Source organism: Tessaracoccus lubricantis (assembly GCF_039544535.1).
Lineage (GTDB): Bacteria > Actinomycetota > Actinomycetes > Propionibacteriales > Propionibacteriaceae > Arachnia > Arachnia lubricantis.
The window spans coordinates 79,890-100,011 of record NZ_BAABLV010000035.1; the positions used below are offsets into that span (position 1 = coordinate 79,890).

16 protein-coding genes are annotated in these 20,122 nt (G+C 68.0%); 6 read left to right on the forward strand and 10 right to left on the reverse strand.

Going from position 1 to position 20,122, the window contains the following annotated elements; translation table 11 throughout:
* The first annotated feature begins 6 nt into the window (after nucleotides 1-6).
* The gene (locus ABEA30_RS10665; RefSeq protein WP_345582637.1) at nucleotides 7-513 is read left to right on the forward strand and encodes an O-acetyl-ADP-ribose deacetylase; all 507 of its coding nucleotides are present in this window, start codon (nucleotides 7-9) and stop codon (nucleotides 511-513) included.
* On the opposite strand, the gene ABEA30_RS10670 is transcribed toward ABEA30_RS10665, so the two are convergent.
* Nucleotides 507-1,073 (reverse strand): HNH endonuclease, encoded by a 567-nt coding sequence (locus ABEA30_RS10670; protein WP_345582639.1) that lies wholly within the window; start codon nucleotides 1,071-1,073, stop codon nucleotides 507-509. The genes ABEA30_RS10665 and ABEA30_RS10670 overlap by 7 nt on opposite strands.
* Nucleotides 1,074-1,279: 206 nt before the next feature.
* Here ABEA30_RS10670 and ABEA30_RS10675 point away from each other — a divergent pair, with 206 nt between their 5' ends.
* Nucleotides 1,280-1,780, forward strand: coding sequence for a YciE/YciF ferroxidase family protein (locus ABEA30_RS10675; protein WP_345582641.1), 501 nt, complete (start codon nucleotides 1,280-1,282; stop codon nucleotides 1,778-1,780).
* A gap of 227 nt (nucleotides 1,781-2,007) precedes the next feature.
* Here ABEA30_RS10675 and ABEA30_RS10680 read toward each other — a convergent pair whose 3' ends face one another.
* The 6 genes from ABEA30_RS10680 to ABEA30_RS10705 form a co-directional block, all read right to left on the reverse strand.
* Entirely contained in the window at nucleotides 2,008-4,587 is a 2,580-nt protein-coding gene (locus ABEA30_RS10680) for a glycoside hydrolase family 5 protein (RefSeq protein WP_345582643.1), read from the reverse strand.
* Between the two features lie 156 nt (nucleotides 4,588-4,743).
* Complete coding sequence (locus tag ABEA30_RS10685) at nucleotides 4,744-5,898, reverse strand: SGNH/GDSL hydrolase family protein (protein ID WP_345582645.1); 1,155 nt, start codon at nucleotides 5,896-5,898, stop codon at nucleotides 4,744-4,746.
* Nucleotides 5,882-6,664 carry a carbohydrate ABC transporter permease gene (locus ABEA30_RS10690; protein WP_345582647.1) on the reverse strand — a complete coding sequence of 261 codons (783 nt, stop codon included), beginning with the start codon at nucleotides 6,662-6,664 and terminating at the stop codon, nucleotides 5,882-5,884. The genes ABEA30_RS10685 and ABEA30_RS10690 overlap by 17 nt, the downstream gene beginning before the upstream one ends.
* 104 nt (nucleotides 6,665-6,768) lie before the next feature.
* Entirely contained in the window at nucleotides 6,769-7,713 is a 945-nt protein-coding gene (locus ABEA30_RS10695) for a carbohydrate ABC transporter permease (RefSeq protein ID WP_345582649.1), read from the reverse strand.
* Nucleotides 7,710-9,026, reverse strand: a complete 1,317-nt coding sequence (locus ABEA30_RS10700; protein WP_345582651.1) for an ABC transporter substrate-binding protein — start codon at nucleotides 9,024-9,026, stop codon at nucleotides 7,710-7,712. The genes ABEA30_RS10695 and ABEA30_RS10700 overlap by 4 nt, the downstream gene beginning before the upstream one ends.
* A 97-nt stretch (nucleotides 9,027-9,123) precedes the next feature.
* The gene (locus ABEA30_RS10705) at nucleotides 9,124-10,215 is read right to left on the reverse strand and encodes a LacI family DNA-binding transcriptional regulator (RefSeq protein ID WP_345582653.1); all 1,092 of its coding nucleotides are present in this window, start codon (nucleotides 10,213-10,215) and stop codon (nucleotides 9,124-9,126) included.
* Nucleotides 10,216-10,421: 206 nt separating this feature from the next.
* On the opposite strand from ABEA30_RS10705, the gene ABEA30_RS10710 reads away from it, so the two are divergent.
* The 3 genes from ABEA30_RS10710 to ABEA30_RS10720 all read left to right on the forward strand — a co-directional run bounded on the left by ABEA30_RS10710 (nucleotide 10,422) and on the right by ABEA30_RS10720 (nucleotide 16,880).
* Nucleotides 10,422-12,902: a glycoside hydrolase family 2 protein gene (locus ABEA30_RS10710; protein ID WP_345582655.1), complete on the forward strand. Its 2,481-nt coding sequence runs from the start codon at nucleotides 10,422-10,424 to the stop codon at nucleotides 12,900-12,902.
* Nucleotides 12,899-15,343: a hypothetical protein gene (locus tag ABEA30_RS10715; protein ID WP_345582657.1), complete on the forward strand. Its 2,445-nt coding sequence runs from the start codon at nucleotides 12,899-12,901 to the stop codon at nucleotides 15,341-15,343. The genes ABEA30_RS10710 and ABEA30_RS10715 overlap by 4 nt, the downstream gene beginning before the upstream one ends.
* Before the next feature lie 85 nt (nucleotides 15,344-15,428).
* Complete coding sequence (locus ABEA30_RS10720) at nucleotides 15,429-16,880, forward strand: L-fucose/L-arabinose isomerase family protein (protein ID WP_345582659.1); 1,452 nt, start codon at nucleotides 15,429-15,431, stop codon at nucleotides 16,878-16,880.
* 27 nt (nucleotides 16,881-16,907) lie between these two features.
* Here ABEA30_RS10720 and ABEA30_RS10725 read toward each other — a convergent pair whose 3' ends face one another.
* Nucleotides 16,908-17,636 carry a hypothetical protein gene (locus ABEA30_RS10725; RefSeq protein WP_345582661.1) on the reverse strand — a complete coding sequence of 243 codons (729 nt, stop codon included), beginning with the start codon at nucleotides 17,634-17,636 and terminating at the stop codon, nucleotides 16,908-16,910.
* A gap of 287 nt (nucleotides 17,637-17,923) precedes the next feature.
* Between ABEA30_RS10725 and ABEA30_RS10730 the strand changes: the two genes are divergently transcribed.
* Nucleotides 17,924-18,655 (forward strand): hypothetical protein, encoded by a 732-nt coding sequence (locus tag ABEA30_RS10730; protein ID WP_345582663.1) that lies wholly within the window; start codon nucleotides 17,924-17,926, stop codon nucleotides 18,653-18,655.
* Nucleotides 18,656-18,772: 117 nt separating this feature from the next.
* Here the strand turns inward: ABEA30_RS10730 and ABEA30_RS10735 are convergent, their stop codons facing one another.
* Nucleotides 18,773-19,267 (reverse strand): ASCH domain-containing protein, encoded by a 495-nt coding sequence (locus tag ABEA30_RS10735; protein ID WP_345582665.1) that lies wholly within the window; start codon nucleotides 19,265-19,267, stop codon nucleotides 18,773-18,775.
* Between the two features lie 124 nt (nucleotides 19,268-19,391).
* Nucleotides 19,392-20,120: an AraC family transcriptional regulator gene (locus ABEA30_RS10740; RefSeq protein WP_345582667.1), complete on the reverse strand. Its 729-nt coding sequence runs from the start codon at nucleotides 20,118-20,120 to the stop codon at nucleotides 19,392-19,394.
* Nucleotides 20,121-20,122: the final 2 nt, after the last annotated feature.

Below are 20,122 nucleotides of genomic sequence, written 5' to 3' on the forward strand. Positions count from 1 at the left end.
GGGCACATGGTTGAGCTCAAGGTCGTCCGGGGCGACATCACCCGGCAGGACGTCGACGCGGTGGTCAATGCCGCGAACAACCGCATGCGTGGGGGCGGCGGGGTCGACGGCGCGATCCACCGGGCCGGTGGGCCCGAGGTACTCGCGGACTGCATCCGGCGCTTTCCCGACGGGCTCGCCACCGGCGACGCCGGCTGGACGACGGCCGGGAGCATGCCCGCCCGGTGGGTGATCCACACAGTCGGCCCCAACTACTCGGCAGGTGAGCGTGACCGCAGCCTGCTGACGTCGTGCTACCGGCGCTCGCTCGAAGTGGCCGACGAATTGGGCGCCCGCACGGTGGCCTTCCCGCTGATCAGCGCGGGGATCTACGGATGGCCCAAGGAGGACGCGATCGCTGCGGCGGTCGAGACGATCGCCGCAGCGGACACCACCGTCCAGGAGGCCCGGCTGGTGGCGTTCGACCAGGCCACCTTCGAGCTGATCAGAAGCGCAGTGGGACAGGCTCAGTAGTTGCCCGACTCGAGGATCCGCCAGACCTCGGCCTGCACGCCGGAGTACTCCAGCATCGAGGCGCTCGGGTCCCAGAGCAGCCGCATCTGAGCCTCGTCAGGGGTGCGGTTGCCCTTGGCGCCGTTGCAGCGCGCACAGGCCGCCACGAGGTTCCCCCAGGTCCAGCCGCCGCCCCTGGAGACGGGCTGCACGTGGTCGACCGTCAGCGCCGGCCCGCCGCAGTAGGCGCAGGTCCAGCCATCGCGGCGCAGGATCTCCAGCCGTGTCGCCCGCTGGTGCAGCTCTGGCTTCTTGCGCCACGGGATGTCGATCCAGTAGTTGAGCCGCACGATGATCGGCCACGACATGTCGACGGTGCCGCCGGCCGAGCGGACGCGTTTGGTGGGGTGCACCTTGAACGGTGAGTAGGTGTCCTCGAGGATGCCGATGACGGCCGAGGTCCATTCGACCTCGCCCTTGACGTCGTAGTCGAGCCCCACCACGAATGCGGTGCGGAAGTGTTCGTCCAGTTCGTCGGCGGCGATGTGTCGGTGCGGTTGGTGCCTGAGTCGAAGTCCCATGGACGGCCTCTCCAGCGAGTTCCTGGTTCAAGGTAGCAGCCGGTGGCCCGCCTCGCCGTATCGTGGCGCGCGATCACCCGTCGTGTCGCCTGAAGTTCACCCGCCGGTCACCTGCGACGGTGCGCCCATCGGGGTGAGGTACGAACCGCCGCACGCCATTAGCGTCGGTGGGAAGGAGAAGTCCTCCCGAGTGAAAGGTTCCCGCAATGGCTGAAAAGACCCTGGACAACCTGTTCTTCGACACGCTGCGCGACATGTACTACGCGGAGCGCCACATCGCAAAGACCCTGCCCAAGCTGGCGGACGAGGCCGTCTCGGACAAGCTGGTCGAGGCGTTCCTGCAGCACCAGAAGGAGACCGAGCAGCAGATCGTCCGCCTCGAGAAGGTGTTCTCGATGATCGACCGCCAGCCCACGTCGAAGCGGTGCGAGGCCATCGATGGGCTGCTCGCCGAGGGCGATGAAGTGGTCGAGGGCTTCAAGGGCAGCCCCGCCCTGGACGCAGGCCTGATCGCGTCGGCGCAGGCGGTGGAGCACTACGAGATCGCCCGCTACGGCACCCTACGGATCTGGGCGAAGATGCTCGGCCTGAACGACGGCGCCAACCTCTTGGGCGAAACCCTCGAGGAGGAGTCGCGGACCGACGAACTGCTCACCAAGCTTGCAGAGGCCGAGGCGAACGCCCGCGCCAAGAGCGGCAGCAACTGACGCCGAGCGACGGCCCCGGGTTGTGGAACCCGGGGCCGTCCCTCATGCCAGGCAGGCCCGTGCACGTCACACGTCTCGGGGCCGCCGGAGGCCCAGCTGACCCTCACCCGGTCACCATCGGCGAGGAAGAGGCCGTTCTGCGTCGCCGCCAGCCACAGCCCCTGTCCTGCGGTCAGCATGCAGTCCCGAAATGAACGGATGGTGAATGCAGTGCGTACTGGCGGGGCCTATCCGTCGATGCGGAAGATCGCGCTGCGCCACTTCTCGAGGGGAACCTCGATGCCCTGCGAAAGGAGTTGGGCGGAGGTCCCAGAGAAGACCTGGCGACCGTCCTCCGCGACGAGGCGGAACGCCGCCGGGCGGTCGATGCGGGGATGCACCTTGTGGCGACCGGGGTTCTGGGACGCACGCCGGTACACGATGAGGTGTTCCGGCCCGACGACCAGTTGATGGTCGGGAGATGTCCGCCTGTCGAGGGGCACGCCCGCCTGGGAGAGGAAGTCCGCCAACTGGCCGCGGTCGAGCTTCGCCATGTCGTCGACCCACAGCACCGGGATCGGGAAGTTGCTGCCCGCCAGCACCGCCCTGACCCGCTCGTCGAGATTGCGGCGGTCGACCACGACGGCGTCGTAGTCGAAGGCCGCGGTGAGGCCCTCCACCTGTTCGAGCCCCGTGGGCACCATGGTCAGGAAGCGGTCGATGACCTCGTCGTCGGTCAACAGGTGGAAGGGGCCGACGTTGAGGTCGAGCGCCATCTTCACGAACGGCACTACGGAGAAGTTGTGCCCGTTGGCGATGGGCACTGCCGCCGGATTCTGGACCAGCGCCAGCGTTGCTGCCCCCCAGTCCACGGGACCGGCGGCATACACGGGTGAGAACCTGCGGAAGTGCTTGTCGAAGGACTCCCGGAATGGGACGAAGTCGCGCGCGTTGTGCCAGAGGGCCCAGTGCATCTTCCCGATGGCACCTGCCGCGTAGTACTGCACCAGCGCCGCCTCGATCATCAGGTCCCCGGCGGCAGCCTGCTCCATGTCGGGGAGGAAGGAGTCCCAGCCGTAGCTGCCGCCCTCCCCGCTGTACACCGGGACCCGGGAGGTCGAGTAGGGGGCGAACAGCGAAGCGATCGCATGGGAGAACACGTCGTCGACGTCGCGGGCGAGCCACGGTGACTGGCGGCTCTGCGCGTCCGGCCTCAACGGCAGCGGTGCGTTGGGCATGTAGTGGTGCGGCGCGTTGCCGTCGATGAGATTGGGCAGTTGCCAGGTGGCCACGGACGTGGACACGTCATGACCGTAGGCGCCCACCATCGCGAACACGAGCCGGCTCGGGTCGGCCTGCTTGATGGTGAGCGCGCAGAGTTCCGCGATCCGCCGCCAGTTCGCCTGCACTGACATGTAGGCGTCGTGTGGCTCGTTGTGCGGGATCTCGATGCCCATGATGTTGGGGTTGCCCTTGTAGTGGGAGGCGATCCAGCGGTGGGTGTCGAGCAGCGTGGCCAGGTGCTCCGGGTCGGACAGGTTCAGGGTCCCCCGCTCGGTGGGCGAGGGAGCGAGGTAGCTGAAGGCAGTGCCGGGCCTGCCCGTCCCCGCGTCGTGGTTGTTGCCGCCGGACCAGTAGTCGTAGGGATCGACGGGGAACCGGTGCCAGTCCAACACCAGGCGGATGCCGTGCTTGCCGGCCTGGGCCACGAAGTGGTCGAGCATGGCGAGCCACTGGGGATTCATGGCTCGGGACGTGATTTCGCCCGTCCACGCCTCGTCGTCCGGGAAAACGCCGCGGGCCGGCTGCACCATGCCGAGGTTGATCGGCACGCGGACGGCGCGCAGGCCCCAGTGGGCCATCAGCGCGATGTCAGCGTCGAGCCCCGTCCAGTCTGCGGTCCGGGGGAAGCGGAGCATCACGAGGTCGTAGTTGAAACCGGTGAAGCCGAACTGCTTGTCCCCCTCCCAGAGCCTTCCGTCGGCCAGACGCAGCGGTACCAGTTCCTGCGGTGCCCGGACCTCGATCTCGAACTCGTGGCTGACGCCCATGTGGTCGACGGTGATGGAGGTCGACCCCGGAGCAACGGGAGTGAGGTAGCCGTATTCATTGATCCGCAGGACGGACTCATTGCCCGACGACAGGGTCGAGTGCTGCGTGACGTCCTTGACGGAGTTGTCCGAGTACCGCGCGCGCACGACCAGCGGCACCAGGTCCGGCTCGCCGATGAGCACCAGCGGGAGGCCCGTGGTCTCCAACGACGACGGGACCACCGGGTCGACGGTGTGCTCCACGCGCACGTCGTCGAACCACGCCGTGGCCTTGGCCGCGCCGAGGACCATGTGGTCCTTCCACACCTGCAGCTCGAGCCTGATGACATCCTGCATTCCCCCGATGTTGTTGAACTGCGTCAGCTCAACGCTCTGCCAGCCCGGGGCCGCCGGCAGGACGTTGACCTGGGCGTTGCGCTGGCCCTGCGTGGCGCTCACGAGACGCACCTGGACGCGTGAGACCCCCTCCGCCCTCACCTTGAACGTCACTCGGGTGACCGCCAGCCGGTCGAGGTTCTTGCGGAGCGCGACGTAGCGCCCCGCCGACGAGAAGTCGCCCGTCAGACGGCCCGACTGCTCCCCCACTGCCGCGCGGCTGGAGTCGAGGGCGAACTCCCCCACCGCGGCGCCGTACTCGTTGCCGAGGTGCATGGCCCACGGTTCGTGCCTGGACTCGAAGTGGCCGATCACGTCCACCCAGGTGGTGGGGCTGGCGGCGGCCTCGGACGGGAACATCCCGCCCGCCACCATGGAGGTGGCGACCGAGGTTGCGACCACGGCCCCTGTGCCCAGGAGAAGGCTGCGTCTCGTGACTGGTTGGGTATCCACTGTGCTGCTCCTTTTCGTGCGCCGCGACGTTGCTAAAGCGCTTTAGGTGAGAATAGGCACTCCGTCGGATCAGAGTCAACGGATCCGCCCCGGAATTTTGAAACGTTAAATCCCGGCGGCCCGGCGGCCGAGATCCGCCATCGCCTGGCTGCTGAGCACCGCCCGTGCCACCGTCGCGTGCCCCCGCCGGTTGGGGTGGAGGCCGTCGTCGGTGAGCCCCGGACGCCACCGCTGGGGCGACGCCGGGTCACAGAGGGCAGCGGCCAGGTCCAGGGTCGCGGCCAGTGGGGCCGGGCGCGAGCGGATCCATGCGTTGAGGGCGTCGCGTTCTGCGGCGCCGGGGGTTGGCTGCTGACCGTTGGCTGTCCGCCACCCGTCCACGGAGACCGTGACCGGCGGAATGGTGCAGCCGACGACTTGGACACCGAGGCCGCCCAGGTCGCTCCAGTGCCGCTGCAGGACCTCCTGCATCTCGACCAGTGTGGGCCCACCCTGCTGCAGGTCGTTGGTGCCCAGCGCGGCGATGGCCCACGTGGGGCTCACCCAGCGCAGGAGGGCGTCGCGTCGGATGCGCGAGGAACTGTCGAGGGCCCCCCGTGCCGTGGCCCCGCTCACGGCGAGGTTCACGGTCGGGAACCGGCTCTCAAGGGCGCGTCGAACCCATCCGTAGTGGCAGGCCGTGCCCCGGGTGTCGCCGAAGCCGACCGCGTTCGAGTCGCCGGTCACCAGCAGCGTCGGAACCATCGGAGCGCCAGTGTCCGCCTCGGCCAGGATCTGCCACGGGCCGTACCCGTGCCCCGAATCGGTCTGGGTGGGTGACTCGACGACCTCGCCGTCGACGGCGTTCGGTTGCGGGCCCAGCGGGATCAGCCCGCCGGGCTCGGCCACCACGGAGGTGACGCTGTGGAAGGAGGAGCCTCGGCCGGCGGAGAACTCCACCCTGTCCGAGATGCAGGTCTCCCCCGGCCTGAGCCTCACCCGCGCGGAGCCTCCGAAGGTCACGACATGTGTCGAGGCCGCCTCGAGCCTTGCGCTGATGGTGATCGCATCGGGCCCCGGGACGTCGCGCCCACCCTGGTTGGACCAGTTGGCGTAGACGAGCCGGACCCCGGAGACGCCACGCTGGAGGACGTGACGCAACCGGGTGCTGATCGATCCTGCGGGGCTCAGGTTGTCCGGCGCCGCGACCCTGACCGGCAGGTGCGGGGTCGGCACCACTGGCTGCAGTGCCAGCCGGGTTGGCTCACCCCTTGAGTCCACCTGCGAACCCCTGGATGACGTGCCTCTGCAGGAAGAAGTAGACGATGAGCACCGGAAGCGCCGCGATCATCATGCCTGCGAAGATGAGGCCCCATTCACTGGCGAACTCCCCCTGGAACGAGAACACGGCCACCGGTAGCGTGCGGTTGGGCGTGCCGGCCAGGTAGAGCAGCGGAGTCAGGAAGTCATTCCAGGTGTTGATGGTGTTGATGATGATCACCGTCCCGGTCACCGGGCGCAGCAGCGGGAACACCACGTGGATGAACGACTTCCACCATCCGGCGCCGTCGATCTTGGCGGCCTCCTCGAAGGTGGGTGACTGGGTCTTCAGGAAGCCCGTGTAGAGGAACACCGTCATGGGCATGAGGCTGCCGACGTAGTAGATGATGAGCGACGCGTGGGTCTGCAGGAGCCCGGCGTCACGCATCAGCAGGTAGAGCGGCACCATGCCCAGCTGGCCGGGGACCATCAGCCCCAGGAGGAAGGCCATGAGTTTGACGGTGCTGGTCCGCCGGTTGCCGCGCACGATCGCGTACGCGGCCATGGCCCCGATGAGCACCGCCGCGGTGATGCTGACGGCCGTGACGAGGAGGCTGTTGAGCATCGCGCGCCCCAGGTCCGCCGTCACCCACGCGGTCTCATAGTTGCCGAGATACAACGACGACGGCGGCGCCACCGTGGAGCCGGCGATCTCGCTGCTCGTCTTGAACGACATGGAGATCATGATGTACAGCGGGAACAGGTAGGCGATCGTGATGGGAATCATCGCGATCTCGAGAACTGGCCCACCGAAACCGCGGCGAAGCCTTCGGCGCCGGCGCGGCGGTCGGGCCGACGGTGCCTCGTCGTGCGCAGCAAGCGTGGGGACACTCATGCGTCGACCTCCCCTCGGCGGGTGATGGACATCTGGATGAAGACGATGAACGCGACGATCATCGTGAGGACGAGCGCGATGGCGGAGCCGTAGCCGTACTCGCCGTAAACGAAGGCTTCCCGGTACATGATCAGCGAGAGCGTCTGCGTGGAGACGCCCGGCCCACCGCCGGTCATGATGAAGACCTGGTCGAAGAGCTTCAGGGACGACGTCATCGTGAGTGCGGTGGCGATGGTGATGGCCTGACCCAGCAGGGGCCACGTGATGGCGAAGAACTGGCGAAGCTTCGTGGCCCCGTCGATGGAGGCCGCCTCGTAGAGTTCGTCGGGGATTCCCTGCAGGCCGGCGAGGAAGATCACCATCGACATGCCCACATGGTGCCAGATGACGCTCGCGATGACCGACCACAACGCCACCGACGAGTTGCCCAGCCAGCTCTGGACCAGGCCGCTCAGCCCCAACGCGTTCATGGCGGTGTCGAGCGGTCCGTCCGGCGTGTAGACGTACTGCCAGAGCAGTCCGACGATCACCGGGGGCATCATCATGGGCGCGAAGAAGAGGGTGCGGAGCAGGTTGCGGGCGCGGATGGCGGAGTTCAGCGCCAGGGCCAGCAGTAGGCCGAGGCCCGACTGGACGATGGTCAGCGTGACTGCGATGACCAGTGTGTTGCGCAGCGATGCGACGGCGGCCTGGTCTGCCAGCAGCTTGCGGAAGTTGTCCATCCCGGTGAATGTCGCGGCGTTGCCGCCGCGCCAATCGGTGAAGGCGTAGAGGCCTCCTGCGATCGAGGGATAGACCACCACGATGACGTAGAGGACGAGCGCGGGGATGAGGAACCACTGGGGCACCAGCCGATGCCGGCGGCGTGCCCGTGGGCGGCTCGCCCCGGAGGGGGCCTGCGGTGTGGCCGCAGGCCCCCTCGTGGCGAGTGCGGTGCTCACCGCATGGCCTCCTGGTAGGCCGCGTCCATGGCGGTGAGGAGGTCGTCGATGGACTTGGATCCTTCGGCCACCTGCTGCCCGACTTCCATGAGGGCGCCGGAGACCTGTCCACCGGGCCAGCCGTGGTTGGAGAACGGCGCCACCCGGCCGTCGGCCAGGAAGGGCTGCATCGTCTCGTTGAGCTCGTTGTCGACCGGTTCCGCGTTGCTGAGCGCCGGGATGGCACCCACCTCTTCTGCCCACTGGGCGGTGCGCTCCGGCTCGGAAATGTACTCCAGGAAGGCCAGGGCGGCGTCGGGGTTCTTCGCGTCGGCGTTGACCACCAGATAGTCCGGCGTGAACGGCACGACGGTTTCCGACGCGTCGTCGGTGGCCGGCACTGCGAAGGAACCCATCCGCTCCTCGCCCCCGGCCATGAGGCCTGCGAGAACGGGTGAGGCCGCGGAAGGCATCACGACGATGGCGGCCTCGCCGTTACCGACGGACTGCATGGCGGGATCACCGGGCATGCCCAGCGGGTTGGGAGTGGTGTAGCCGTCCTCGATGAGGCCGAAGAACAGTTCGAAGGTCTTGCGCCAGCCCTCGGACTCGACGAACGACGTCTCGCCGGCGTCGATCTTCTCGTAGAAGTCCGGTTCCAGGCCGTCGACGAGGGTGCCCGCCAAGGCGAACGGCAGGAACTGCATGATGTAGTTGTCCGCGAGGCCCAGCGCGATCGGCACCTTGCCTGCGGCCTTCAACTCGTCCAGCACTTCGATGAACTCGGGCCACGTCGTCGGCGGCTCGACGCCCACCTCCTCGAACACGTCCTTGTTGTAGAAGGCCAGCATGGCCTGGCCGTAGGTGGGGAATGCGTACGTCTTCCCGTCGGCGGACTGGAGCCGCGAGAAGGACTCGGGGACGTGCTCGGCCCAGGGCTGGTCGGACAGGTCGCGCAGGGCGCCCTCGGAGGCGAGGTTGAGCACGGACGACGGGGCTGCATAGCCCGGAGCTGAGCGGAACAGGTCTGGAGCGGTACCCGAGGTGACCTGGATCCGGATCTGCTCACCCAGCGCGCCTGCCTCGGCGTAGGTGCCCTTGACGTTGACACCGGTCTCTGCGGTGAAGTCATCGATGAACAGCTTGGGGCCCAGGTCGCTGCTCGTGGCCAGTGTCAGGTCACCGCCCAGCTGGGGGGCGGAGGTGGTCTCTCCCTCTGCGGAGGGTGCTGCGGTTGGCTCCTGGGCGCCGGAGGCTGAGCACCCGGCAAGGAGGGCGGCGGCCAGCCCCGCGCTGGCGAATGCCGTGGCGTGGCGGCGGAGTGATGCGAGCATCATTGATCCTCTCGATTTCTCGACATTGAGTGATGGAAGAGTGACTTCCCTGGGACCTGGCCGGTATCGCAAGTAGACAACTAAAGGGCTTTAGTTGTCAACGAGCGTCGTAGTTCGTGACCGAATCGTTACCGTTTCGCGCCGCCCGGTCCGCGGGTGCCGGCCCGGTGCTCTCCCGTACCACCAGCCGCGTCGAGGTTCCCTGGATGCTGCGTGGGGAGCCGGTGTCGATGACCTGGAGCAACTCCTGGGCGGCGACCTGCCCGTACCTGGTGAGGTCTCGGCTGAGCACGGTCAGGGCGGGCGTCAGGAGGGTGGCGCTCGGGCCGTCGTCCCAAGCGAGGACGGACACGTCCTCGGGGACCGAAATGCCGGCGCCAGCCAGCGCTCCCGTGAGGTGGACGGCGAAGTCCAGGTCTTCCACGATGACGGCGGTCAGCGGGTTCGGCCCGTCGACCAGTGCCCGCACCCTGCTCACGGTGTCCGGCCCGGCGTACAGCGTCTCGGCGTGCATGCGGACGCGGGCCGTCCGTGCCGCTGCCATGAAGGCGCGCTCGCGAATGGCGTAGTGCAGCAGCTCAGGGTTCCCGCTCACCCGCGCCACGTGCTGGTGGCCAAGCTCGGCGAGGTGCTGCACGGCCAACCCGGCCGCCTCCTCGTCGTCGGTCCATGCGCAGCTGAGCGCCGAGGACTCCCGGGTGTCGCCGACGACGACCGCGGGCAGCCCGAGACGCTCCAGTTCGGGGAGGCGTGGGTCGTCGGCGTGGGGGTTGATGACGAGTACGCCGTCGACCCGGCGCTCCCCCAGCCACTGCTCGTAGAGGGCTGCCTCGTCCTCCAGGCTCTCGACGGTGTGCAGGATGAGCAGCACCCCACGCTGCGCGATCTCTGCCTGCACCCCGGCCAGGAAGTACCCGCCGAAGGTGGCCGACCAGAGCGGCTGCCCTGGCTCCCGCTGCGTCACCACGCCGATCACACCCGCGCGCGCCCGCGACAAGGCCTGGGCGGCGTAGTTCGGATGCCAGTTGGCCTCACGCACGACCGCCAGGATCCGCTCGCGCGTCTCGGGCGACACGCCCGGGCGACCGTTCAGGGCGAAGGAGACTGCGGACGGTGAGACCTTGGCGCGTGCGGCGATCTCGGCGATGGTCAACCGACGCGACGGCTGTTCCTGGGGCGGGCGTGACATGGGGCTCAGGCTACCGTTCGCGGCGCACTGACCGCGTCTTTGACGTGGATCGTGGCGAGGCAACTAAAGCGCTTTACATAGCGATGAGTTCGCGCTACGGTGTGACACGTGACGTCTCCCGTGGGCCTGGCCGGCCTCAGGAACACCACACAGACAACGGAGTTATTCACGTGCACACCACACCTCGCGGTGTCCCGGCCCCCCGCATGAGGCGGTTGGACCTCAATGGGCGTTGGACCTGCAGGGCCGTCGCGGGCCCTGTACCCGAAGAACTGACACCGGCCCTGCAAGAGGGCCTGGACGCGGTCGTCCCTGGCGTCGTCCACCTCGACCTGCTGGCGCAGGGCCTCATCGTCGATCCCTTCGAGGGGTCGAACGAGGGGCTGCTGACGTGGATCGGGCGCACGGACTGGGAGTACGCGCGGACGTTCCATTGGCACGCGCTCCCCCACCACGAGATCCACGAACTGGTGGCGGAGGGGCTGGACACCGTCGCCACCCTTCGTCTCAACGGTCACGAGCTGGGTTCCACTGCGAACCATCACCGCACCTACCGCTTCGATGTCACACACCTCCTGCGCGAGGGCGAGAACGAGCTCAGCATCCGGTTCCGCTCCGCGCTCCAGCACGCCGAGGAGCGAGAGGCGGTGCTCGGCGTCCGGCCCCACTCCAATCCGCATCCCTTCAACTCCATCCGGAAGCCGGCCTACTCCTTCGGTTGGGACTGGGGCCCGGAGATCGTCACTGCCGGGATCTGGCAGCCCATCAGGATCGAGTCGAGGTCGACGGCCCGGCTGAGCGGGGTCAGGCCCCTGACCTCGTGGAGCCCCGACGAGGGTGCACTCCTGGACTTGCACGTCGAGGTCGCCGACGCGACCGAGCCGCACACCGTCCGGGTCGAGGTGGAGGACCTGGCCTCCGCATCGGTCACGGCGGCGTCCGACGCTCGGCTGAGCCTTCCGGTGAAGGGGGCCGAGCCCTGGTGGCCACGCACCCATGGTGGCCAGCGCCTGTACGAAACGACCGTGAGCCTGATCAGCCCCCAGGGAGACGAGGTCGACACCTGGAAGGGGCGCGTCGGCTTCCGCAGCGTCTCGGTCGACACCTCGCCGGACGAGGTGGGAAACCGCTTCGAGATCTCGGTCAACGGCCGGCCCATCCACGTCCGCGGGGCCAACTGGATCCCGGCGAGCAGCTACCTGCCCCAGGTGGACAGGGCCGCACTCCGGTCGGCGCTGACCGACGCCGTCGATGCGAACATGAACCTCATCAGGGTCTGGGGCGGAGGGATCTACGAAAGCCACGACTTCTACGACCTCTGCGACGAGCTCGGCCTCCTCGTGTGGCAGGACTTCACCCTTGCGTGTGCGGCCTATTCGGAGGACCCCGAGCTGTGGGACGAGATCAGCGCCGAGGCCACGGAAGCGATCTCACGGCTCTCGCCGCATCCGTCACTCGCCCTGTGGAACGGGGGCAACGAGAACATCTGGGGTTGGGCAGACTGGGGCTGGCGTGCCGCGCTCGACGGCGCGTCGTGGGGTGAGGGGTACTACACCGAGTTGTTCCCACGACTCGTCGCGGACCTGGCCCCGGGCACGCCCTACGTGGAGGGCAGCCCCTTCTCGTTCGACCGATACCTCCATCCCAACAGCGACATCAACGGCACCATGCACATCTGGGATGTCTGGAACAGCCGTGACTACAGCACCTATCGCGACCATCGGCCCAGGTTCGTGTCGGAGTTCGGCTTCCAGGGGCCCCCTGCCATGTCCACATTGGAGTCTGTGGTGCGGGACGAACCGCGCTCCCCCCACGGCCCCCAGATGCTCACGCACCAGAAGGCTGATGAAGGCAACCTCAAGTTGGAACGCGGCCTGGGCGAACACCTTCCGCTCCCGGAACGCTACGAGGACTGGCACTGGGCCACCCAGCTGAATCAGGCCCGTGCCATCCGGTTCGGCATCGAGCACTTCAGGTCGCTCAGCCCGTTCAACACCGGCTCCATCGTCTGGCAGCTCAACGACTGCTGGCCGGTGGTGTCGTGGTCGGCCGTCGACGGTGCGGGGGTGCGCAAGCCACTGTGGTTCGCGCTGCGTGACGCGTTCAGTGACAGGCTGGCCACTCTCCAGCCGCGCGGTGACGCGCCGGCCCTCGTGCTGCACAACGAGACCGACGACGACTGGAGCTGCAACATCCTGGTCCGGCGACTCACCACGGACGGGCGGCAGCTGGATTGCGTCTCGTTGGACGTCGTGGTGGCGCCCCGCGCCGCGAGCGTCACCGCCTTGCCCGAGGCCCTCGTCACGCCTGATGACCCGACGCGGGAGCTGGTAGTGGCCGACGTGGCCACGGGCGAGCGCGCGGTCTGGTACTTCGTCGAGGACCCGGGCCTGGCGTTGGCCGGTGACGCCTGGGACGCGACGGTCCGCGATGACGACGGCTCGCAACTCGTCACCGTCACGGCACGGTCGTTGGTCAAGGACCTGACCCTCCTGGTGGATCAGGCGCACCCCGCTGCCACCGTGGACCGTGCGCTGCTCACGCTGCTGCCCGGGGAATCCGCGTCGTTCCGGGTGAGTTCCCCGCACCGCATCGAGCCATCGTCGCTGACGTCCCAGCCCGTTCTCCGCACCGCCAATGACCTTGTCGCGCCGCGGGCCACTGCATCCGGGAGACTGGGACTGTGACCGCGAAGCTGCGCTGTGCCAACCTGGAAGTGTCCCTCAAGGCATTTCCCTCCTTCACCGACGCGGATGTGCGCGCCACCGTCGAGACCGTCTTCGACCAGTGGCGCACGCTCCTGTCGGCGGCCGAGCGCTGTTCGGTGCTCCTGTGGGCTTCCGACGGCAGCGAGATCCTCGACTGGCGCGGCCAACTCGACGACACGTTCGAGTGGGCGCGCTTCATCGGCTTCAACAACGTGGCAGCTGAGCCCTATGGCGAGGACAAGGAGCCCGAGCGGGTGGCGGCACCTTTCCGCGCCGCCACGCAACCGGTGAGCTACCGGGACCTCGGACGCGTGGTCTCCGCCATCCGCGCTGCGGGGGCCGCGCGGGGCATCCCGACCCAGGTGGGCGCCACCTTCGACCCGGGGCCGGAGTTCGCCCCGTCGTCGTTCAAGTACGAGCGCCATCCGGAGGTGGTGGCCCGCGGCGAGGACGTCGGCATCGGGCCGATCATCGCCATGGTGCGCCACTTCTCCACGTTGCAGGCCGATGACCGTGCGTACGCGGCTTACCCCCACGGCATCCCTCCGGCGACCAGCTTCGGCGAGTTCCTCGGTCGCCAGGCCCAGGACTACCTCAGTCGCCTCGGCTTCGACTACCTCTGGCTGTCCAACGGCTTCGGATTCAGTTCCTATGCATGGTCCGAGCTGGGCGAATCCTTCGACGGAGTGCGGTTCCGCCCCGAACGAACAGGCGAACTGCGGCGGCGTGCGCTGGACTTCTGGCGCGACCTGTCTGCCCGTCTCTCCTTCCCGGTCCAGGTGCGCGGCACCAACCACACCGCCGGCATCGACATCGGTGCCGACTCCGTGCCCGCGTTGGAGGTGTACGAGGGCGGCTACATCGACTCTCCCCCGCCGAACTCTCCGTGGGGCCCCCTCAACGAGGACTTCGGCATCGAACTGTCGGGCTTCATGTCGCGGATCGCGATGTTGCCGCGCGGGTGTGACACCTATCGCATGCGCTTCTACGCCAACGACCCCTGGTTCTGGCAACAGCCGTGGTGGGACTTCTACTGTCGCGAACCCTTCGACATCCACCTCCCCCTGGCGGTGTCGCGGCTGGGGGCCGACGGCGGCGTCCAGCCTCCGTCGGAGGTCAACATCCTCACCATCGACACCGCGCATGGCGTGCTCGACGAGCGGTGCGCGCGCGAGGTGGGCACCCACATCGTCCAATCGCTCGAGTCGCTGCCCGACGCACCGGGCCCACTGGTGTGGGTCTATCCGTTCAGGGAGTACCACGAGGCGATGAACGAAGATCCCCACACCATCGCGACGCCCCACTTCGAGGATTGGTACCTCACCTCCGCCATCAACGCAGGGCTTCCGCTGAACACGGTGATCTCCACCGACGATGCCCCTGCCGCCGTGCGGGCGGGGTCGCTCGCCGGACGCGTGCTCGTGGTTCCCGCGGCAGGAGTGGGCAGCACCCTCGCAGCCACACTCGAGCAGCACGCCGAGGGCGGCGGGACCGTCCTGGTGTACGGGTCGTTGGCCGCCGCCAGCGAGGATTGTCGTCTCCTCGTGGGGCTGGAGACAGCCGACGAAGGCCTCGACGGTGACCTCACGGTGGAATCCCACCTCGCCGAGGATTCGCCCACTGTGGGCACCATGCCGCAGGTGCTCCGGCACGTGGCCCACCTCTCCGGCGGCCCGGTGACCGAGGTGTCCCCTACGAACGGTCCGGCCCACTCGGTGGTGACGGTGTCGCGCAACGGCACCTCTCGGTGCTACGCCAGCAACCGCGCGGTCGGAGGCGGCAGGGTGCTCTGGGTGCGTGGCTCCGCGCCCTTCGAATACTCCCCGGCCGATGACAGGGGCGTGCGCACGCATGTCCCCCACGACCGGTCCACGTTCGCCGACGCCGGTTCGATGGCCCGCGGCCTGCTGGGGCTGGCCGGGTGGGAGGTCTCGCACGAGTTGCGCACCCCCGCGTCCGGCAGGGCGGTCAACACCATCCACCGCCACGACGGCGCCTTCTGGTTCAGCGGATACCTGCCCGACACCACGACCCGGCTGCGCCTCAAGTCGCCACTCGGCGCACCCCTACTGCAGCACACCGAGTGCTGGATCGCCCCCGACGGCTCCAGCGTGCACCAGTTGTCGAAGTCATTCCACAAGGAATGCAGGGTCTTCATCACTCAGCACGTCCCCGGCGTCGTCCGGTGCCGGGAGGTGGCTCCGTTCCCGGCCCACATGAGCCGGGGCACCCGGGTGACCGGCCTGGTCGACGCGACGGTTCGCCTGCTGCTGCCCGCACGGGTGGGCGACGTGCGCATCGACGTCGACGGGGCGCACCGCCCGGAGTCGTTCCACGGTGGGACGGATCCTGTCCCCCACCGCGAAGTCGTCCTCGAGCACATCACCGGCACCCTCACCGCCATGTGGCAGGAGATCTGACCCTGTCACCACCGTGACGCCTCGTCACGAGGCGGGCGCCAGCCCGCCCACCCACAACCCACACCACACTCAAAGGAGAACAAGAATGTTGATCGAGCGTCGAAAACCACTGCAGGCAAGAGTAGGAATCCTCTCCGTGGGGCACCACGTCTATTGGGACCAGTTCGATGGCCTCAGGGACGAGATGGTGCGCAAGTCGGGCGTGCTCGCCGAGAAGGTGAAGCGAAACGGCGTGGAGGTCGTCGACTTCGGTCTGGTGGATGAGGCGGAAGGTGCCTACGCCGTCCTTCCCCGGGTACGTGCCGCCGACCTGGACCTCCTCATGGTGGACATGGTCACCTACGCCACGTCGTCGACCTTCGGCGTGCTGATCCGTGCGCTGGACATTCCCGTGGTGATGGTCGCCCTCCAGCCGCGCTCGGCCCTCGACTACGCCAACGCCACCACCTGGATGCAGCTGGCCAACGATGACTTCTGCTCCGTGCCCGAGTTCGCGGCCGTGGCGGTGCGCATGGGCAGGAAAGTCCCGGAGGTGGTTCTGGGGACCCTGGAGGGTGACCCGGTCGCCGACGCCGAGATTGCCGAATGGTGCCAGATCGCCAAGGTGTACCACTCGCTCAGGACGGCCCGGATCGGGCTCATGGGCCACGTGCTCGAGGCGATGCTGGACATGCACACCGACCCGACGGCGCTGACGGCGGCCTTCGGCTCGCACGTCGTCCTGTGCGAGCCCGAGGACATCATGCGGCACTGGGCCGATCCGGATCCTACGCTCGTCGAGGCGAAGAAGGAGCAGATCCTGGCGTTCTTCGACACGCCGGACCCGGTCTCGGACCCGATCACGATGAAGCTGACCCCGACGGATCTGCACACCGCGGCCCGGGCCGCCGTCGCGCTCGACGGCTTCGTGGCCGAGAAGAACCTGGACGGACTGGCGTACTACTACGAGGGCCTGCCGGGGTCCGAGACGCGCGCCGTCATGACGAACCTCATCGTCGGCAACTCGTTGCTGCAGGCGGAGGGCTTCCCGATGTGTGGTGAGTTCGACGTCAAGACGTGCGTCGCCATGATGGTCATGGACCGCCTCGACATCGGCGGCAGCTTCGCGGAGTTCCATCCCATCGACTTCGAACGCGACGCGGTGCTGGTCGGGCATGACGGCCCCCACCACATCAACATCGCGGAAGGCCGGCCCGCCATCCGATCGTTGAAGAAGTATCACGGCAAGCCGGGCGCCGGCGCGTCGGTGGAGTTCAACATCAAGGAGGGGCCCATCACGATGCTCGGCAACACGATCACCTCGGAGGGCAGGTTCAAGTTCGTGATCGCTGAGGGTGAATCGCTGCGGCTGCCGGTGCCACCCACGGGCAACACCAACACGCTGGGCAGGTTCGAACCCGACGTGCGCACCTTCCTCAAGCGGTGGGTTCGGGAGGCCCCCACCCACCACTACGCGTTGGGGATCGGGCATCACGCCAGCACCATCGCGAAGGTGGCTGACGTGCTCGGCATCGAGGCCGTGATCGTCTCGGAGTGAGGTGCTCCCTCGCACTTCGAGGGAGCTTCACTCCGCTGGGCGGCGGTGGTGCAGGAGCCTCGAGCCCGCCCAGGCGACCCAGACCGGAAGCAACAGGCCGTAGAGCAGGTAGCCGGAGCCGATGACCGGGCGCAGGGCCTCGCTGACGATGCCGATGGCGCCGGTGGCGATCCCCACCACCGCCAGGGCCCTGCCCCACCGCCCCTGCCACATCACGCACGAGAGCACGAGGATGGCCCCCGCCGTCAGGATGCCAGCCCAGGACACGGCGTTCGTGGCTGCGATCAACGCCTCCGCCGCTGCGACGAGGCTGGCCTGTTGCTCCGTGCCGGCCGTTGCGTAGGCGTCACTGAGCACCACCAATCCGCCGTGCAGCGACTGTGGGCTGCTGCCCAGGGCCAGCGCGATGGTCTCCGACGCGACGCCGAGCAGGCCGCCCACCAGTGCCAGCGACCTGTTGATGGTGGACAGCGCCATGGACAGTGCTGCGAACATCAGCAGCGCAGGCACGGCCAATCCGACGAACGAGACCAACTCGACGAGGTAGACCACCTTGTGGGTGGCGATGTACTCGAGGAGTTCGCGGCCCTCCGTCGGGGGCAGTGGCGCCGCGAAGACGAGGACGACGGGGATCAGGACGAGGGCGACGAAGACGAACGCCGAATAGCCGCCGATCCTGTACAAGGGCCCCCACGACAGATTGTGGATGGGGATCATCAAGGGGGCGGTGCGGTTGCCGTCATGCGTGGTCGACACCGATTCGGTGTGCCCGGGTTCCGTACCCGGTGAACGTGTAGTCCTGGCCATCGTGGGCCTCCTGTGGTGGGGCGACGTTGCCCTCATGGCTCATTCTACGATCCAGCGCAACGGGGTGCCCTGCCTCGGCGGCACCGAAATTCGTGCGCACCCGTCGCCCGACGATGCGGGTGAAGGCACTGGTAAATACGCCGCTCACGTCCACGATCACCCGCTTGGTCTCGGCCTGATGTATCGCTCCCCCACCGCCGGTGCCATACTCGAATCTCCAGGAGGGAGGCGACCCCATGCTGAACCTGGCGCGGCAGCTCTCCGGCCTGCCGCAGGTGCGGGGCCAAGCGCCCTGGGCGGGCCACGAGTACGTGAAGGGCTGGGGCGTGTTCGGGCTCCCGTTCGACAGCGGCCATGTGCTCGCACTCCGCGTGTTCCCTGAGAACGACTTCGGCTCCTACCGCACCATCTGGCACCGCGACCCCGAAGGTCGCTGGTCGATCCATGTCGACGGCCCCCGCCTCGATACCGCCTGTCCCAGGTACTACGGAGCGGCCTGCACCTTCACTGGCTTCTCCCACATCGACGTCACCTGGACCGGGCCGCGGAGCCTGAGCGCCACCATGGATCAGCCCGCCCTCCAGTGGACGATGACCGCGCACGAACCCCTGGCTCTTCGGTTGCTGAATCCACTGAGCGCCAAGCTCCCCCTGTCGTCGTGGCGGCCGCGCTTGCTGATCAGGGCACGGGAACTGCTGGCGAAGAGGTTGGGGATGGGCGACCTGAAGCTGCGGGGTCGCATGCCGAGCGGGCACACGGGGACCCTGATGCCCCAGCGGATGTTCCTCATCGACTCGGCTCGGGCTCGGCTGGATGGACTGGACCTCGGCAACCCCGTCGTCTTGAACGACCCTCCCCGCATCGGTGACGTGCCGCTGCCGGCGCGCGGCGTGTTGGCCATCGGCGGAGGCATGTGGCGCATCCTCGACCCTGCGGAGTACGAGAGGACGAGGGCGGCGACGGCCTGAGCGCTTCGGGAACCTGGCGTCTGCGGGACCAAGCCGAGCCGTTTACGAGGGCATCATCCATGCGATCGACCCTGACCTCGACGTCGACTTCGAGTACGTCTCACGCCGCTGAACCCGCTAGCCTGCGCGGCGCTGCGCAGGGTGCGGGTACAGCAGTTCCAAGGTCTCGAGCACGAAGGGCATCGATGGGTCGAAGGGGTGCGCCCCGTCGTCCACCGCACGTGCGAGGGCCTCGTGGCGGCGCAGCCACTCCCCCAGCGATCCGGACTCCGCCAAGGCGTGCTGCTCGTCGACGGCGCTGAACGGCACCACGCGCACCTTCGTCGTCAGGATCAGCGCGCGCGGCTCGTCAGAGCCGTCGAGGACGATGGCCAGGGTGCTTGGCTCGGGCAGCGGGATGTCGTCGCGTTCGTACTGCCACAACAGGCTGCTGGTTCCGGTCTTCCGGCCGGTCACGATGTCCTCGGCCAGCTGGTCTGCTTCCTCCGGCGTCTCGCCGAACGACCACGCCGGTGGGGTGACGGTGCCCCAGACCTGAGGGCCCATCCACTCCTGGAACGGGTTGAGGTTGGCGCCCACACGCGCATGCTCCCAGAACTGGTTGACGTCCATTCCACATCCTCTCACGGGGCGGTCCCGGGCAAGCTGCCAGCAACAGATGGGGCCAAGCTCCCGTCCGGTGCACGACTCGTCTCCGCGCTGCTGCCGGGCTCTCACAACCTGGACGTCGCGGGCTTCACTCGGCGGAGAGGGAGTTCCTGTACTTGCTGGGGGTGAAGCCGAGAGTGGCGCGGAAGTCCCTCGTCAGGTGGGCGTGGTCGGCGTAGCCCGACTCGTGCGCCAGTTCGGTCAGGTCGAATCCGCGATCATGGCGGAGCTTCTCGGCCGCCTCTTGGAGCCTGCGCCGGCGGATCAGGACCGCCGGTGACACGCCGACGTACCTTGAAGCGAGCCGCTGAGCACTACGTACCGAGATGTTCAGGTGCGCTGCAAGATCAGTGACGCTGCGCACCTCGGGGTTGGACTCGGCAGCCTCGACCATGTTGTTGGCGAGGAGGCCTTCTTCATTCGGGCTGCCCAATCTGGACCTCAGCCATTGGGCGCAGACGGCAATGGCTGCGCGTCGACGGTCATGCCCTGCGCCAGGGGCGTCCATCGCCGAGGAGACGGCAGCCGTGAGCTCGGGAGCCTCGATCGGCCGGTGGGCATTGCGCAGCGACGAGACGTCCTCCACGAGTGGGAGTACCGCAGCGGGGCGAAGCAGTGCCCCCACTGCCCAACCGCTCCCGGTCAGGTCGCGGTACGACGCACGCGTCGTCGGCCCTGAGATTCCGCTCATGCCGTCCTGGACGACGAGGTTGCACGCGGGGAACCCGATCACGTGCTGGCGCGAGGTCCGTCCGGGCTCGATGTTCCACTCGGGAACCCAGAACCAGCGCACGAAGACCGCGAGATCGCCGGTCACGG